At 69.0% G+C, this 16,649-nt stretch carries 15 protein-coding genes; 7 read left to right on the top strand and 8 right to left on the bottom strand.

Annotated elements, in window-relative coordinates; translation table 11 throughout:
- A partial coding sequence (locus tag AC2VOK_RS07620; protein ID WP_428899925.1) for a L,D-transpeptidase occupies positions 1 to 529 on the bottom strand: 529 nt, incomplete at its 3' end.
- A 285-nt stretch (positions 530 to 814) separates the two neighbouring features.
- Here AC2VOK_RS07620 and AC2VOK_RS07615 point away from each other — a divergent pair.
- Positions 815 to 1,747: a LysR family transcriptional regulator gene (locus AC2VOK_RS07615; protein WP_428899924.1), complete on the top strand. Its 933-nt coding sequence runs from the start codon at positions 815 to 817 to the stop codon at positions 1,745 to 1,747.
- Here the strand turns inward: AC2VOK_RS07615 and oxc are convergent.
- Entirely contained in the window at positions 1,731 to 3,437 is a 1,707-nt protein-coding gene (gene oxc, locus AC2VOK_RS07610) for an oxalyl-CoA decarboxylase (protein ID WP_428899923.1), read from the bottom strand. The two genes, AC2VOK_RS07615 and oxc, sit on opposite strands and share 17 nt — an antisense overlap.
- A 261-nt stretch (positions 3,438 to 3,698) precedes the next feature.
- Here oxc and AC2VOK_RS07605 point away from each other — a divergent pair, with 261 nt between their 5' ends.
- Positions 3,699 to 5,306, top strand: a complete 1,608-nt coding sequence (locus tag AC2VOK_RS07605; RefSeq protein WP_428899926.1) for a FadD7 family fatty acid--CoA ligase — start codon at positions 3,699 to 3,701, stop codon at positions 5,304 to 5,306.
- 53 nt (positions 5,307 to 5,359) lie between these two features.
- On the opposite strand, the gene AC2VOK_RS07600 is transcribed toward AC2VOK_RS07605, so the two are convergent.
- The 3 genes from AC2VOK_RS07600 to AC2VOK_RS07590 form a co-directional block, all read right to left on the bottom strand.
- Positions 5,360 to 5,842, bottom strand: a complete 483-nt coding sequence (locus tag AC2VOK_RS07600; RefSeq protein ID WP_428899922.1) for a DUF2231 domain-containing protein — start codon at positions 5,840 to 5,842, stop codon at positions 5,360 to 5,362.
- Positions 5,843 to 5,848: 6 nt separating this feature from the next.
- Positions 5,849 to 7,999, bottom strand: a complete 2,151-nt coding sequence (locus AC2VOK_RS07595; protein ID WP_428899921.1) for an elongation factor G-like protein EF-G2 — start codon at positions 7,997 to 7,999, stop codon at positions 5,849 to 5,851.
- A gap of 131 nt (positions 8,000 to 8,130) precedes the next feature.
- A complete protein-coding gene (locus AC2VOK_RS07590; protein WP_428899920.1) occupies positions 8,131 to 8,550 on the bottom strand; it encodes a TIGR03668 family PPOX class F420-dependent oxidoreductase in 420 nt (139 codons plus the stop codon).
- Between the two features lie 313 nt (positions 8,551 to 8,863).
- Here AC2VOK_RS07590 and AC2VOK_RS07585 point away from each other — a divergent pair, with 313 nt between their 5' ends.
- From AC2VOK_RS07585 to AC2VOK_RS07570, 4 genes are all read left to right on the top strand, one after another.
- A complete protein-coding gene (locus tag AC2VOK_RS07585; RefSeq protein ID WP_428899919.1) occupies positions 8,864 to 9,937 on the top strand; it encodes a S1C family serine protease in 1,074 nt (357 codons plus the stop codon).
- A 118-nt stretch (positions 9,938 to 10,055) separates the two neighbouring features.
- Positions 10,056 to 11,831 (top strand): maltose alpha-D-glucosyltransferase, encoded by a 1,776-nt coding sequence (gene treS, locus AC2VOK_RS07580; protein ID WP_428899918.1) that lies wholly within the window; start codon positions 10,056 to 10,058, stop codon positions 11,829 to 11,831.
- Complete coding sequence (locus AC2VOK_RS07575; protein WP_428899917.1) at positions 11,828 to 13,183, top strand: maltokinase N-terminal cap-like domain-containing protein; 1,356 nt, start codon at positions 11,828 to 11,830, stop codon at positions 13,181 to 13,183. Before treS ends, AC2VOK_RS07575 begins: the two co-directional genes overlap by 4 nt.
- A 66-nt stretch (positions 13,184 to 13,249) precedes the next feature.
- Positions 13,250 to 13,963, top strand: coding sequence for a YoaK family protein (locus AC2VOK_RS07570; protein ID WP_428899916.1), 714 nt, complete (start codon positions 13,250 to 13,252; stop codon positions 13,961 to 13,963).
- Between the two features lie 20 nt (positions 13,964 to 13,983).
- Here AC2VOK_RS07570 and ag85C read toward each other — a convergent pair whose 3' ends face one another.
- The 3 genes from ag85C to AC2VOK_RS07555 all read right to left on the bottom strand — a co-directional run bounded on the left by ag85C (position 13,984) and on the right by AC2VOK_RS07555 (position 15,946).
- Positions 13,984 to 14,997, bottom strand: coding sequence for a diacylglycerol acyltransferase/mycolyltransferase Ag85C (ag85C, locus tag AC2VOK_RS07565; protein WP_428899915.1), 1,014 nt, complete (start codon positions 14,995 to 14,997; stop codon positions 13,984 to 13,986).
- Positions 14,998 to 15,211: 214 nt separating this feature from the next.
- The gene (locus AC2VOK_RS07560) at positions 15,212 to 15,364 is read right to left on the bottom strand and encodes a hypothetical protein (protein WP_428899914.1); all 153 of its coding nucleotides are present in this window, start codon (positions 15,362 to 15,364) and stop codon (positions 15,212 to 15,214) included.
- Positions 15,365 to 15,448: 84 nt separating this feature from the next.
- Complete coding sequence (locus tag AC2VOK_RS07555; protein ID WP_428899913.1) at positions 15,449 to 15,946, bottom strand: metallophosphoesterase family protein; 498 nt, start codon at positions 15,944 to 15,946, stop codon at positions 15,449 to 15,451.
- Positions 15,947 to 16,149: 203 nt separating this feature from the next.
- On the opposite strand from AC2VOK_RS07555, the gene AC2VOK_RS07550 reads away from it, so the two are divergent.
- Positions 16,150 to 16,605 carry a MaoC family dehydratase gene (locus tag AC2VOK_RS07550; protein WP_428899912.1) on the top strand — a complete coding sequence of 152 codons (456 nt, stop codon included), beginning with the start codon at positions 16,150 to 16,152 and terminating at the stop codon, positions 16,603 to 16,605.
- The last annotated feature ends 44 nt before the right edge of the window (positions 16,606 to 16,649 follow it).

The following is a 16,649-nucleotide window of genomic DNA, read 5'->3' as shown; positions in this document are numbered from 1 at the left end:
AGTCCATCACCACGCTGCGCTGCTTCTGCAGGGCGGTGAAGTGCCCGATCGGCGTGGGCCGGGTGGGCTTGCCCAGGGACGCCGGCATGGTGCGCAGCACTTCGCCGTTGCGGCTCACGGTGAACGTGTGAGCGGAGATACTGGCCACGCCGAGCACCTCGTCACCGACGTCGAAGCCCGTCGTCAGCGCCTGCACCCCCACCGAGACGTGGCTGTGGGCGGGCCAGTAGCGGTCCGGCACCCACTGCACGACGTTGTCGCGTACCCATGCGAAGTGTCCTCGCACAGTGCCCGGCGACGACACGTGGACGGACCGCTCGGTGGCACTGCGGTCGGACACCGGCGCGGCGAAGGCCACCACGACGGGATGCGCCACACCCACCACCGCGCCGTCGGCGGGCAAAATCGAGGTGACGCGGGGGGCCGGTTCGGGCGCTGGGACCGCGGCCGTGCTGCGGGTCGCGGAGCCCATCACGCTCGTCGTCGTGATCGCCGTCATAACAGATAGATAACGAACCCATCGACGCATGGCGCCCGCCCTCCGAGATGGTGCGATCAACACAACGATAGTGTAGTTGCTGTCCACCAGATGCCGTTTCAGCAAACGATGACGCATTGCTGCGGGGTCCGGATCACGATCCGATCACTCCTCGGACGCGATTTCGCCACCGCGCGGCACAAAGGTTTGCCAGGGTCTGCCGGGTTCGCCCGACGCCGGTCCTGCGCCGTCGCACCGGAGTGCCGCCGGAGTGGCCGACGCCCGGGCGACGCGTTAGCCTCGGCGGATCGGTGCCCCGGGGGCCAGGAGGTGCGGGTGCTCTTCCGTCAATTGGAGTACTTCGTGGCGGTAGCCCAGGAACGCCATTTCGCCCGGGCGGCCGAGAAGTGCTACGTATCGCAGCCCGCGCTGTCCTCGGCGATCGCCAAGCTCGAACGCGAGCTGAACGTGACGCTGATCAACCGGGGGCACAGCTTCGAGGGCCTCACCCCCGAAGGTGAGCGACTGGTCGTGTGGGCCAAGCGCATCCTCGCCGAACACGACGCCTTCAAAGCCGAGGTGCGCGCGGTGCGGTCGGGCATCACCGGGACGCTGCGGCTGGGTACCGTCCCGACCGCCTCGACCACGGCGTCGCTGTTCCTCTCGGCCTTCTGCGCGGCGCACCCGCTGGCCAAGGTCCAGATTCTGTCCCGGCTGGCGGCCACCGAACTGTACCGGCGCGTGCGCGAGTTCGAGTTGGACGCCGCCATCGTGCACACCTCGCCCGACGAGGCGCGCGAGGTCGACCTGGTCCCGCTCTACGAGGAGCGCTACGTGCTGCTCTCGCCTGCGGACATGGTGCCCTCGGGTGCGACGACGCTGACGTGGCCGCAGGCCGCGCAGTTGCCGCTGGCCCTGCTCACCCCGGACATGCGGGACCGCCAGCTCATCGACGAGGCTTTCGCCTGCCACGCCATCGCCGTCACGCCGCACGTCGAAACCGATTCCGTCGCTTCGCTCTTAGCGCAAGTCGCCACGGGCAACTGGGCGTGCATCGTGCCCCATACCTGGCTGTGGACCTCACCGCTGAACGCCGACATCCGCGCGGTCGAAATGGTGGACCCGGTGGTGAGAGCCGAGATCGCGCTCGCCACCAACTCCGCCGGGCCCGGCTCGCCGATCGCCCGCGCGTTGACCGCTTCCGCCCAGGAGCTGGCGCTCGACGAGTTCTTCGACGCTCAGCTGCCGGGTCTCAGGCACCGGCGCTGATCGGGTTCAGGTTTGCCAGGTGTCCACTTTCCACCCCGGCCGACGGGTCGAGCTCGCAGTCGATGATCGAGGGGCCGCCGGCGGCGATCGCCGCGGTGAGCGCCGAGCGCAGCTCAGCGGGCGTGGTGACGTGATATCCCGTGCCGCCGAACGCCTCCGCGATCAGCTCGTGGTGCGCCCGCGCGTTGAGTGCTGTGGGAGCCGGATCCAGGCCGGGCGGCGCTTCGTCGCCGCGGTAGACACCGCCGTTGTTGAGGATGACCACGGTCACCGGAAGCCGGTACCGGCAGATGGTCTCGACTTCCATGCCCGAGAAGCCGAATGCGCTGTCGCCTTCGATCGCGACCACGGGCCTGCCTGTCTCGATCGCGGCGGCGATGGCGTAGCCCATGCCGATGCCCATCACGCCCCAGGTTCCGGTGTCGAGCCGGTGGCGCGGCTGCTCCATGTCGATGACATTGCGGGCCAGGTCCAGCGCGTTGGCCCCCTCGTTGACCACGTACACGTCCGGGTTTTCCTGCAGCACTGAACGGATGGCACCCAGTGCGTTGTGAAACCTCATGGGGTAGGGGTTTTCGGCGAGCCGTCGGCGCATTGTGGCTTCGTTGCTCGCTTTACGTTCGGCCAGCTCGCCGACCCATTCCGCCGGCGCGGTGATCGGGCGCTGCACCGCACCGGCGAGCAGCGCCGACATCACCGAGCCGATGTCGCCGGCCAGCGGCGCCGCGATCGGCTGGTTGCTGTCGAACTCCGACGCCGCGATGTCGGCCTGGATGAACGTGGCAGAGGCGGACCACTGCGGCGAGGAGCCGTGGCCCAGTAGCCAATTCAGCCTGGCGCCCACCAGCAACACCGTGTCCGCGCGTGAGATCGCCAGCGAGCGGGCCGCTGCGGCGGACTGCGGGTGCGAGTCCGGCAGCAGCCCCTTGGCCATCGACATCGGCAGGAACGGAATCCCGGTTTCCTCCAGGAACTTCCGGATCACATCGTCGGCCTGGGCGTAGGCCGCGCCCTTGCCGAGAACCATCAGCGGGCGTTGGGCGTGCGCGAGCAACGCCAGCGCGCGCTCGACCGCATCGGGCGCCGGGAGCTGGCGCGGCGCCGGGTCCACCACCCGCCAGATGGTCCGTGTTGCGGCGGTGACGTCCATGGTCTGGCCCAGCACCTCACCGGGGATGTCGAGGTACACCCCGCCGGGCCGGCCGGAGACCGCGGTGCGGATGGCGCGCGCGATCCCGCGCCCGATGTCGTCCGCCCGGGAGATCCGGTATGCCGCCTTCGCGAAAGGCCGTGCGGCGCTTAGTTGGTCGATATCCTGGTAGTCGCCTCGCTGCAGATCGACCAGCGCGCGGTTACTGGAGCCCGAGATCTGGATCATCGGGAAGCAGTTCGTTGTGGCGTTGGCGATCGCGGGCAGGCCGTTGAGAAACCCGGGCCCCGACGTCGTCAAGCAGACCCCCGGACGCCGGGTGAGGAACCCGGCGGCGGCGGCGGCGTTGCCGGCCGAGGCCTCCTGGCGGAAGCCGATGAAGCGGATCCCGGACGCCTGCGCCACGCGGGCCAGGTCGGTGATCGGGATGCCGACGATCCCGTAGATGGTGTCGATGTCGTTGGCCCTGAGGGCAGCGACAACGAGGTGGAAGCCGTCGGTCGACTGTGCCGACTCCGCAGATGCCGCGTCGGTCGCCATGGTGGCGCCTCCTCGTGTCCTGGTGGTCGATCGGGTCCGTGATGACTGTGTTCCCGGCGCCCGGAGGTGTCCAAGACTAAGCCGCTATGCACCGATTCGCGCAAGTTGTCGACGGTGGGCGCAGGCCGGTCGCTGGGGTTCAATAGTCACCGGTTATCAATTGTGACGGCATCGGTATTGGACGGCCGGCACGGCGGCGCGGCAGGGTGCCGGCAGGAGCTTTTCGGCCCGCAACGGGGTCATTCGAGAAGGGACATGACGATGGGGACCGAGGCGATTGACGGCGAGGCCGGGACGGGGCCGGCCGCGGCGTCGGGCGCCCCTCGCATCGCCGACCTGGTCCAAACGGCTGCGGCCCGACAGCCGGAGGCACCGGCGCTCGTCGTGACCGGCGACCGCATCCGGATCGGCTACCGCGACCTGGTCCGGGTGGTCGACGACCTGGCCGGCCGGTTGCGGGCGGCCGGTCTGGCGGCCGGTGACCGCGTCGCGCTGCGCGCGGGCAGCAACGCCGAGTTCGTCGTCGGCCTGCTGGCGGCGTCGCGGGCGGAGCTGATCGCGGTCCCCTTGGACCCGGCGCTGCCCGTCGCCGAGCAGCGGCGGCGCAGCGAGGCCGTGGGCGCACGGGTGGTGCTCGTCGACGGGGACGTGCCCGACGAGCGGGATCCGGCGCCGGGCTGGTGGCCGATCGCGGTGACCAGCGGCTCCGACGGCGGCCCCGCGGTCGGCTTGGCCGCCGCGACCACGCCGCCGGCCGGGTCCCCGGCGCCCGAGGGGCTGCGGTCCGACGACGCGATGATCATGTTCACCGGGGGGACCACCGGTGTGCCGAAGATGGTCCCGTGGACCAACGCCAACCTCGCGGCGTCGGTGCGTGCCATCGTCGCCGGCTACAGCCTGGGCCCCGACGATGCGACCGTCGCGGTGATGCCGCTCTACCACGGACACGGCCTGCTGGCCGCGCTGCTGGCGACGCTGGCCTCCGGCGGCGCGGTGTTGCTGCCCGCGCGCGGGCGGTTCTCGGCGCACACGTTCTGGGACGACATCGCCGCCGTGGGGGCCACCTGGTACACCGCGGTCCCGACGATTCACCAGATCCTGCTGGAACGCGCCAAGACCGACCGGTGCCGGGCCGATCGGGCCGCGACTCCGCCGGCGGCGCTGCGTTTCATCCGCAGCTGCAGTGCCCCGCTCACCCCGGAGACGGCGCAGGCGCTGCACGACACCTTCTCCGCGCCGGTGGTGTGCGCGTTCGGCATGACCGAGGCCACCCACCAGGTGTCCAGCACGGGCATCGACCAACGCGAAAATCCCGCCGAGACGCCCGGTCTCGTCGGCCGGTCGACCGGCCCTGACATCCGGATCGCCGGGCCCGACGGCGGGCCGTTGGCCGCCGGGGCGGTCGGCGAGATCTGGCTGCGCGGATCGACCGTCGTGCGCGGCTACCTCGGCGACCCGGCGATCACCGCGGCCAACTTCACCGACGGGTGGCTGCGCACCGGCGACCTCGGTTCACTGTCGGCGGCCGGCGACCTGAGCATCCGCGGCAGGATCAAGGAGCTGATCAACCGGGGTGGGGAGAAGATCTCGCCGGAACGCGTCGAGGCCGTCCTGGCCGGCCACCCCGGTGTGCTGGAGGTCGCGGTGTTCGGGATGCCCGACACGCTGTACGGGGAAACCGTGGCCGCGGTGATCGTTCCCCGGGAATCCGCCGCACCGACCCCCGACGAACTGGTGGCGTTCTGCCGGCGCCGGTTGGCGCCCTTCGAGATGCCGAGCACCTTCCAGGAAGCCGACGAGCTACCCCACACCGCAAAGGGCTCGCTGGACCGCCGCGCCGTGGCCACGCGATTCGGCACGACGGGCTGAGTCGTCCGGGACGGCCGAAAAAGCCGGCACGGTGGGCACTTCCGAGAGCGCGGTCAGGGGGCCGATGACGACACGGTGCCCCACGCCGCCCGCGCGCCCGACTCGCCGATGCGGTACGTCTGGACCAGTGTCGCGGCGGCGGCGACCACCACCAGCACCCCGACCACCGACTGCGCGACCAGGCTGACCGCCGTTCCGCGCTTCTGGCGGACGTGAACGGCGGCCAGCAGCGCGACGGTGGCCAGCAGAGCCGCGACGATGTAGACCAACGTCGACCCCAGCTGCTCGTGCGCGTCCAATATCGGCTCCACGGCGGGCGCGGCGCGGACCCGCGCCGCCAGCCAGCCACCCGCGTCGGCGGTCACCGGGGTCAAGGCCGCCGTGGCGACCGCCAGGACGACGACCAGCCAGATCAGCCTTCGTCGCGCCGCGGGCCACAACGCGCACACGATCGCCAGCACGGCCGTCAGCGGCGCCAGGACGACGACGAAATGGTTCAGCAGGATATGGGTGGGAAGTCCGTTGAAAGTCGACATGCCTTCTCAGACACTAGCCGCCATCCGGACGGCCGCCGATTCCGGCATCGGTTCGTAGCGGGCGAACGACCGGGTGAACGACGCCGCCCCGTGCGCCAGCGAACGCAGATCGATGGCGTAGCGGGTCAGTTCCACCTGCGGCACCTCGGCGTGCACCACCGTGCGGTCGGGGCCGGCCTCGGTGCCCAGCACCCGCCCGCGGCGGCTCGACAGGTCTCCCATCACCGCGCCGACGAAGTCGTCGGGCACCCGCACCCAGATCTCGTCGATCGGTTCGAGCAGCGCCACCCGGGTCGCCGCCGCGGCCTCGCGCAACGCCAGCGCGCCGGCCATCTGGAACGCGAAGTCCGAAGAGTCGACGCTGTGCGCCTTGCCGTCGATCAGGGTGACACGGATGTCGACCACCGGGTACCCGGCCTGCACACCCTTGTCCATCTGGGCCCGCACACCCTTCTCCACGCTCGGGATGAACTGGCGCGGCACCGCCCCGCCGACCACCCTGTCGACGAACTGGAACCCGGAGCCCTCCGGCAGCGGCTCCACCTCGATGTCGCACACCGCGTACTGGCCGTGCCCGCCGGACTGTTTGACGTGGCGGCCGTGGCCTTTGGCCGTGCCGGTGAAAGTCTCCCGCAACGGAATTCGGACATCGACCGTGTCCACGGTGACGCCGTAACGGTTGGCCAGCGCATCCAACACGACGCCGGCGTGAGCTTCGCCCATGCACCACAGCACGATCTGGTGGGTTTCCGGGTTCTGCTCGATGCGCAGTGTCGGGTCCTCGGCGGCCAACCGTGCCAGCCCGACCGACAGCTTGTCCTCGTCTGTCTTGGCGTGCGCCGCGATGGCGACCGGCAGCAGCGGCTCGGGCATCGTCCAGGGCTTGAGGACCAGCGGCTCGGACTTGTCGGATAGCGTGTCGCCGGTCTCGGCCCGGCTCAGCTTGCCGATCGCGCAGATGTCACCGGCGACCGCGGCCTGAGCCGGGCGTTGCTGCTTGCCCAGCGGAAAGGACAGCGCCCCGATGCGTTCGTCTTCGTCATGGTCAGGGTGGGCGCGGCCGTTCCCGTTGCCCGTGCCGAAAAACGACGAAAAATGGCCCGACACGTGAACCGTCGCGTCGGGCCTGACCGTGCCGGAGAACACCCGGACGAGGCTGACCCTGCCGACGTAGGGGTCCGACGTCGTCTTCACCACCTCTGCGAGCAACGGCGCGTCGACGGCGCCAGCCAGCGTGGTGTGCGGGGCGCCCTGCGGCGTGAACACCTCCGGGAGCGGGTGCTCCATCGGTGAGGGGAATCCGCGGGTGGTGATCTCCAGGAGCTCCAGCATTCCGACGCCGGTGCCGCTGCACACCGGGATCACCGGGAAGAACGACGCCCGGGCGACGGCTCGCTCCAGGTCGGCGACGAGCACGGCCTCGTCGATCGTCTCGCCGCCCAGGTAGCGCTCCATCAGGGACTCATCCTCGGACTCCTCGATGATCCCCTCGATCAGCCTGCCGCGGGCGTCCTCGATGCGGTCGGCGTCCGACGGGTCCGGCGGGTGGGTCGTCCGTTGCCCGGCCGCGTAGTCGTAGCACGTCTGCGACAGCAGGCCGATCAGGCCGGCGCAGGTCGGCAGGGAGGTGGGCAGATACAGCGGTAACACCTTGTCGCCGAACGCGTCCTGCGCCGCTGCCACCGCCTCGGAGTAGCTGGCCCGCGCGTGGTCGAGCTTGGTGATCACCACCGCGCGGGGCATGCCGACTTGGCTGCACTCCTGCCACAGCAACCTCGTCGGCTCGTCGACCCCCTCGTTCGCGGCGATCACGAAAAGCGCGCAGTCCGCCGCCCGCAGTCCGGCCCTCAGCTCGCCCACGAAGTCGGCGTATCCGGGGGTGTCGACCAGGTTGACCTTGACGCCGTCGTGCGACAGGGACGCGACGGCGATGCCCACCGACCGCTGTTGGCGAATCTCCGCGTCGTCGTAGTCGCAGACCGTGGTTCCGTCGGTGACCGAGCCCGCCCGGGACAGCACCCCGGCCGCCACGAGCAGGGCCTCGACCAGGGTGGTCTTGCCGGCTCCCGACGGTCCGACGAGAACCACGTTGCGGATGTCACCCGGGCCGGTGGGGGCGGTCGTCGCGCCCCGGGAACTGTTCGTCTTGTCCGCCATGGCTTCCCTCCGACTTTCCCGGGTCGCTTACTGCCGTAGCTCTATCCAGCTACCCTTCACCCAACGACTGCCGACCACAAGAGCCTGCGACGAATCGCCGACCCCTCGGCCGCGGTGCCCGCGGGACGTGCTCATGCCTGCCAGTCCGACCACCGGTGCACCGCGACTGCGATCACTGCACCGTCCAGCGAAACCGATTGATACTGAGAGTATTTGGCGCGCAGCAACCGCCGGCCGGTGTCCACCGTCGGGCCGCTTTCGTGCACGGCGGCGACACCGTCGGCCCGGACCCACCACAACCTCGTCCAGTCATCGGCGTAGTGGTCGACGAGCAGGCTCACCCGGGGATTGTTCTCGATGTTGGCCAGGCGCCGCAGCCGCCGGGTCGACTTGGGCTTGGCGTCGACGGCCGTGTAAACGACGTCGCCGCCGCCGGAGTCGTCGAACGCGAAGACCACCGGCACCAGGTGGGGAAGGCCGTCGGGGGTGATCGTGGCCAGCCGGGCCACCGGGCAGTGGCCGAACCTGGCCTTGGCGTCGAAGTCACCCACCGTCCCAGCTTAAGGACACGGGCGGCCCGCCGGATCCGGCCCGGCGCGCAGCAAACCGGCCCAATCCGGTGGCGGCCGCTCGCCCCCGCGGCCGCCACCGGAATCGGTCGGCGGCCGTGGCGATTGCGCTGGTGTCCGCGACCGATTACGCCGGCAGAGAAAATCAGAGCTCGGACACCAGCTGACTGCCGGTCGGATGCGAAACCGGCCGACGATCGAGTAAATATCTGCACTACGGTTATATGGATACAGTCGTCCCGCCTCAGAGCCGGAGGCCGGGGCGATTTCTCATTCTCGACTGCAGGAGGTACGGATGAGCAAAGGGCATCACCGCCAGGTCCGGTGGTCATGTTTAGCCAGCGTGCTGGCTGTGGTCGGGTTGGGCCTGGGCGCGGTGCCCGCGTCCGCCGCACCTCCCGGGTTGTCCACTCCCGCGCTGGATCGGGTCGCCGACCGGCCCGTGATCGCGCTCGACCCGGCGACGCTGGTCGCGCAGGTCGGGCCGCAGGTGGTCAACATCAACACCAACTTCGGCTACAACAACGCGGTGGGTGCCGGGACCGGAATCGTCATCGACCCGAACGGCGTCGTGCTGACCAACAACCACGTGATCTCCGGCGCCACCGACATCAGCGCGTTCGACGTCGGTAACGGCCAAACCTACGGGGTCGACGTGATCGGCTACGACCGCACGCAAGACGTCGCGGTGCTGCAGCTGCGCGGGGCGGCCGGCCTGGCGACCGCGGCGATCGGCGATGGCGTCGGCGTCGGCGAGCCGGTCGTCGCGATGGGCAACGCCGGAGGACAGGGTGGAACCCCCAGCGCGGTGGCCGGCCACGTCATCGGTCTCAACCAGACCGTCGACGCAACCGACACCCTGACCGGCGCCCAGGAGACGCTCGGCGGCCTGATCCAGGCCGACACGCCCATCAGGCCGGGCGACTCCGGTGGGCCGCTTGTCAACGACAACGGCCAGGTGGTCGGCATGAACACCGCCGCCACCGACAACTACAAGATGGCCGGCGGGCAGGGCTTTGCCATCCCGATCGGCCACGCGATGGGAGTGGCCGGCCAGATCCGCTCCGGTGCCGGCTCGAACAGCGTGCACATCGGCCCGACGGCCTTCCTCGGCCTGGGCGTCGTCGACAACGGCGGCAACGGCGCGCGCGTCGAACGGGTGGTCAGTGACGGGCCCGCCTCGGCGGCGGGCTTCGCGCCGGGCGATGTGATCGCCACGATCGACGGCGCCCCGATCCACGGGGCCACCTCCATGACGGATGCCCTGGTCCCGCATCACCCGGGTGACACCATCACGGTCATCTACCGCTCCGCGTCCGGCGGCGACCGCATCGCGAACGTGACCCTGGCAGAGGGCCCGCCGGCCTGACATCCGCGAAGGGCCATGCCCACAATCCAATCCGCTTGTCGCACGGCGTGGTTCGCCGTGCCTCTGCGAGCGTGATTCCCGTCCTCGCGCGTCGGGTACTCGTGGCATCGTGGAACTGATGAACGACGCAGGAGACGCTGTCGAGCACCATCCCGCAGAGGGCAGTCACGTCCAGGGCGGCGTGGTCGAGCACCCCAGCGCCGAGGATTTCCGCAACGCCGCGGCACTGCCCGCCGATCCGACCTGGTTCAAACACGCGGTTTTCTACGAGGTGCTGGTCCGGGCGTTCTACGACGCCAGCGCCGACGGTGCCGGCGATCTGCGGGGCCTGCACCAGCGCCTGGACTACCTGCAATGGCTGGGCATCGACTGCATCTGGCTGCCCCCCTTCTACGACTCGCCGCTGCGCGACGGCGGATACGACATCCGGGATTTCTACAAGGTGCTGCCCGAGTTCGGCACCGTGGAGGACTTCGTCGCGCTGCTCGACGCCGCGCACCGGCGGGGTATCCGGGTCATCACCGACCTCGTGATGAACCACACCTCGGATTCTCATCCGTGGTTCCAGGAGTCGCGCCACGACCCCGACGGCCCCTACGGCGACTACTACGTGTGGAGCGACACCAGCGAGAAATACACCGACGCCCGGATCATCTTCGTCGACACCGAGGAGTCCAACTGGACCTTCGACCCCGTGCGCCGGCAGTTCTACTGGCACCGGTTCTTCTCGCACCAGCCCGACCTGAATTACGACTGCCCGGCGGTGCAGGAGGCGATGATCGACGCGATCCGCTTCTGGCTCGGGCTGGGCATCGACGGTTTCCGACTCGACGCGGTGCCCTACCTGTTCGAGCGGGAGGGCACCAATTGCGAGAACCTGCCCGAGACCCACGCGTTCCTCAAACGGGTGCGCAAAGTCGTCGACGACGAGTTCCCGGGGCGGGTGCTGCTGGCCGAGGCCAACCAGTGGCCCGCCGACGTCGTCGAATACTTCGGCGAGTCCAGTACCGGCGGCGACGAATGCCACATGGCTTTCCACTTCCCGCTGATGCCGCGCATCTTCATGGCAGTCCGGCGGGAATCGCGGTTCCCGGTCTCGGAGATCCTCGCCCAGACTCCCGAGATCCCCGACATGGCCCAGTGGGGCATTTTCCTGCGCAACCACGACGAGTTGACGCTGGAGATGGTCAGCGACGAAGAGCGCGACTACATGTACTCCGAGTACGCCAAGGACCCGCGGATGAAGGCCAACGTCGGAATCCGTCGCCGCCTGGCGCCGCTGCTGGACAACGACCGCAACCAGATCGAGCTGTTCACCGCGCTGCTGTTCTCCCTGCCCGGATCGCCGGTCCTCTACTACGGCGACGAGATCGGCATGGGTGACGTGATCTGGCTGGGCGACCGAGACGGTGTGCGCACCCCGATGCAGTGGACACCGGACCGTAACGCCGGTTTTTCCGCCGCCAACCCGGGCCGGCTCTACCTGCCGCCCAGCCAGGACCCGGTGTACGGGTACCAGGCGGTCAATGTCGAGGCCCAGCGCGACACGTCGACCTCGCTGCTCAACTTCACCCGCATGATGCTGGCCGTGCGCCGGCGGCACGCGGCCTTCGCTGTCGGGAGCTTCGAAGAATTGGGCGGGTCGAACCCCTCGGTGCTGGCTTTCGTACGTCAGGCGGCCGATGATGGCGACATCGTGCTGTGCGTCAACAACCTGTCGCGGTTCCCGCAGCCCATCGAGCTGAACCTGCAGCACTGGAGTGGTTACACGCCGACGGAACTGACCGGGCATGTGGAGTTCCCCCGGATCGGCCATCTGCCCTACCTGCTGACGCTGCCGGGACACGGCTTTTATTGGTTCCAACTGTCTGCATCGGAGGAGCGGCACACATGAGCGCGAGTGAGCCGGCCAAGCTGCCCTGGTCCGAGTGGCTGCCGCAGCAACGTTGGTACGCCGGACGAAACCGGGATCTGTCCGTCGCGGAGGCGAGCCTGACCGTGCCGCTGCGCGAAGACCTCGACCTGGTGTTGGTCGACGCCGACTACACCGACGGTACGTCCGAGCGCTACCAGGTGATCGTCCGTTGGGACACAGCGCCCGTTTCGGAGTACAGCAACGTCGCGACGATCGGCGCGGCAGGCGACCGGACCGGTTTCGATGCTCTCTACGACGCCGATGCGCCGCAATTCCTGCTGTCGCTGATCGACTCCTCGGGCGTGCGCGACGCGTCGGGCACGCAGCTGAGGTTCGTCAAGGAACCGGACGCCCAGCTGCCGTCGGAGGCGCTGCCGCGCGTTGCGGAAGCCGAGCAGAGCAACACCAGCGTGATCTTCGACCGCCGGGCCATCTTGAAGGTGTTTCGCAGGGTCAGCGGCGGTGTCAACCCCGATATCGAACTCAACCGGGTGCTCGCCCGCGCGGGCAATGCGCACGTCGCCCGGTTGCTCGGCACCTACGAGATTGCCGGTCCGGACGGCACACCGGATACGGCGTGGCCGTTGGGTATGGTCACCGAATTCGCGTCCAACGCGGCCGAAGGCTGGGCGATGGCCACCGCCAGCGTCCGTGACCTGTTCGCCGAGGCCGACCTGTATGCCCACGAAGTCGGTGGCGACTTCGCCGGCGAGTCCTACCGGCTCGGTGAAGCGGTCGCCTCGGTGCACGCCGCGTTGGCCGAGAGCCTCGGAACCAGCCGGGCGACGTTTCCGCTGGATACCATGCTGGCGCGGTTGGTCTCGACCGTCGCCAAGGTGCCTGAGCTCGGGGAGTACGCGGCGATCGTCGAGGAGCGGTTCCAGAAGCTGGCGGGTGAGACGATCACCGTGCAGCGCATCCACGGCGACCTGCACCTGGGACAGGTGCTTCGGACGCCGGAGAGTTGGCTGCTGATCGACTTCGAAGGCGAGCCGGGCCAACCGCTGCAGGAACGGCGGGCCCCGGACTCGCCGCTGCGTGACGTGGCCGGTGTCCTGCGGTCCTTCGAGTACGCCGCCTACGGCCCGCTGGCGGACCAGGCCGCCGACAAGCAGCTCGCGGCCCGGGCCCGGGAATGGGTCGAGCGCAACCGCACCGCGTTCTGCGAGGGCTATGCGGCGGCGTCCGGGGTCGATCCGCGCGATTCGGCGGAGCTGCTGGCCGCCTACGAACTCGACAAGGCCGTGTACGAGGTCGGGTACGAGTCGCGGCACCGCCCGGGATGGCTGCAGATTCCGCTGCGTTCCATCGCTCGGCTCACCGGCGCCTAGCTGGCTGTAGTTCGCCGGGGTGTGTGCGGCGCTGCGGGTGCCGCGGATGTCTGAAAGCATGTGAGCGTGGCCGACGACATCTTCAACAGCGAGGCGCGGTTGTCCTGGGTGCTGGCGGGGCTCGCCGGCGTGGTGGGGGCGATCTCGTTCACCCATTCCGCGGGCTACTTCGTCGTTTTCATCACCGGCAACGCCCAGCGCGCCGTGCTGAGCTATTTCACCGGCGACGTGTGGCTTGCGGTGAGCGCCGGGCTGCTGATTGTGGCATTCGTCGGCGGCGTCGTGGTTGCGTCACTGGGCCGGCGGTTTTTGTGGGTGGACCATCCGCACGGCCCGACAGTGCTGACCACTATCAGCCTGCTGGCGGCGACCGTGGTGGACCTCATCGACGAGGGTTGGAACGCGAATTTCCTCGACTTCGCGCCGATACTGCTGATGGCCTTCGGGACCGGGGCGCTGAACACGTCGTTCGTCAAAGACGGGGAGGTTTCCATCCCGTTGAGTTATGCGACGGGCACGACCGTCAAGATGGGCCAGGGCATCGAACGCCACCTCGCCGGTGGTGGAAAGGCCTCGGACTGGCTCGGTTACTTCCTGCTGCTCGCCAGCTTTGTCCTTGGTGCCGCCGTGGGTGGCGTGATCAGCGTGCTCACGAACGGAACCTGGATGCTGGTGACCGCGACGGCGGTGTGTGCGCTGACGACCGCGTACACCTATTTCCACCAGGACCGCCGCGCCCAGCTCAACCGGTCACCCGCGAGGCAGCGGCAGCGCCGCTGACCGGCGCCGCCGCGCGCCTCTCAGGGCGTGGGTGCCGGGGCTGCGGCAGGCTCGGTGCCGGTCAGGAGCACGTGCTGGATGTCGGGCTTCATGGCAACCAGTTGCTGGTTCCAGTAGGGCCACGAGTGCGTCCCGTTCGCGGGGAAGTTGAACGTCCCGTTGGTGCCACCCGCAGCGAGGTAACTGTTCTGGAACTGCTGGTTGGTGCGAAGGGTCATACCCTCCAGGAACTTGGCCGGCATGTTGTCCCCGCCGAGGTCGCCCGGTGCGCCGTTGCCGCAGTACACCCAGATCCGGGTGTTGTTCTGCACCAGGCGCGGAATCTGGAGCATCGGGTCGTTGCGCTTCCATGCCGGGTCGTTGGACGGGCCCCACATGCTGTTGGCGCTGTAGCCGCCCGAGTCGTTCATGGCCAGCCCGATCAATGTCGGCCACCAGCCATCCGACGGGTTCAGGAAGCCCGACAGCGAGGCGGCGTAGGGGAACTGTTGGGGATAGTAGGCAGCCAGGATCAGCGCAGAGCCGCCCGACATCGACAGCCCCACCGCGGCGTTGCCGGTCGGCGAGACGTTCCGGTTGGCCTGCATCCACGCGGGCATCTCCCGAGTCAGGAAGGTCTCCCACTTGTAGGTGTAGGTCTGGCCATTGCCCTGCGACGGCTGGTACCAGTCGGAGTAGAAGCTGGACTGGCCGCCGACGGGCATGATCACCGACAGCCCGGACTGGTAGAACTCCTCGAACGCCGGGGTGTTGATGTCCCAACCGTTGTAGTCGTCCTGGGCGCGCAGACCGTCGAGTAGGTACACCGCGTGGGGACCGCCGTATTCGAACTGGACTTTGATGTTGCGGCCCATCGACGGCGACGGAACCTCCAGGTATTCGACCGGAAGGCCCGGCTTGGAGAACGCCCCCGCCGTCGCCGAGCCGCCGAGGGAACCGACGAGACCGGACAACAAAGCGGCCCCGAGAGCCGCGACAGCCAGTCGGCGCGACACACCCGCCGCCGCGCCACGCACCGTTTCCACGAACTTCATGGCTCCCATCCATCCCACCTGTGTGTCCGCCGCGAGATGCGGTCGGATCTGTTCTGGGGCGAGTGAAACACAGGACAGGGGTCCGATCGGCCTGTCGCGGCCGCGGTGCGACATCGCGGTTGGCTAACGATTGCGCATCGCGCCAACAACCGTCTCGGGAAGGACCCGATCGGCTATCGGGAGGGTTGCGGCGTTGGCGGTCAAACGCTTTCGGCTAACGGCGGTCGCCGAACACGGCCCAGAAAGCCAACGGGTCGAGGTAGTCGCGCTGGTGCACGACCTTGCGCTGCACTCCAACGAACTCCACCTCGTTTGGCGGCGCCGCGACCTTGCCGTCGTCGAGCTTGTCGCGCAACCCGGTGACCACTGCGCGCCTGCCCGCGGACGAGGCGTCATGACCTGCCGGGCAGGTTCGTACAGAGGCAACCTGCTGACGGCCTCCTCGGAGAGGTCATCGTCGAAGTTCGTGTAGTTCGACGCTGGTCAGAGTGCCTTTGTCGACGGTCGCGGTCATGTAGGTGCACTGCGGTTGCCGGCGGCGGTCGGTCGGCGAGCCGGGGTTGAGCAGCCGCAAGCCGGTTGTCGTCGTGCTGTCCCAGGGGATGTGGCTGTGACCGAATACCAGCACGTTGATGTCGGGGTAGAGCCGCGACATCCGGGCCTCCCTTCCGGTCGCCGCGCCGGTCTCGTGGACCACCGCGAGGTGCAGTCCGTCCAGAACCGCATCGGCGCGCTCGGGCAGCCGCGCGCGCAACTGCGGCCCGTCGTTGTTGCCCCAGCACGCCACCAGTCGGGGCGCCCGGGCTTCCAGAGCGTCGAGCAGTTCGACGCTTGTCCAGTCGCCGGCGTGGACGACGACGTCGACCGTGGAGACCTCGTCCCACACCCGGGTGGGCAGGTCGCGCCCGCGCCGCGGAAGGTGGGTGTCGGCGATGAGCAGCAGTCTCACGTGCCTATCTTGCATCATTTCGCTGTTCGCTCCCGGGTTCGCTTCACGGTTGCCGGCCAACCGGATCGGGCTGCCGGCAGCCGAAGTCGAGAAGCGCCGCGCCCCCGAACGGATCCGAGGAGCCTTCGCCCGCACAGCGCCCCGTTCGGGCGCGGCCGTCATCCGGCGCTATTGTTACCAACCGGACCCAAGGAGGACACCGCATGCGCACCTTCGAATCAGTAGCCGAACTCCGCGCCGCCACGGGCGAGACCATCGGGCAGAGCGACTGGGTGACGATCACCCAGGACGACGTCAACCTGTTCGCCGACGCGACCGGCGATCACCAGTGGATCCACGTCGACCCCGAACGCGCGGCGGCCGGCCCGTTCGGCACCACCATCGCCCACGGGTTCATGACCCTGGCGCTGCTGCCGCGGCTGCAGCATCAGATGTACACAGTCAACGGGATCAAGCTCGCAATCAACTACGGGCTCAACAAGGTTCGTTTTCCCGCCCCGGTCCCGGTGGGTTCCCGGGTGCGCGCGCAAAGCTCACTGGTCAGCGTCGACGATCTCGGCGACGGTGCCGCGCAGGCGACAGTGTCGACCACCGTCGAGATCGAGGGCTCGCCCAAGCCGGCCTGCGTGGCCGAGAGCATCGTCCGCTACATCTCCTGAGCCCCCATCTCCTGACTCCCATCCCCTGACTCTTCATCTCCTGA

The sequence above is a fragment of the Mycobacterium sp. TH-M116 genome, from assembly GCF_057473685.1.
This window is presented reverse-complemented; position numbering and strand designations above follow the sequence as displayed.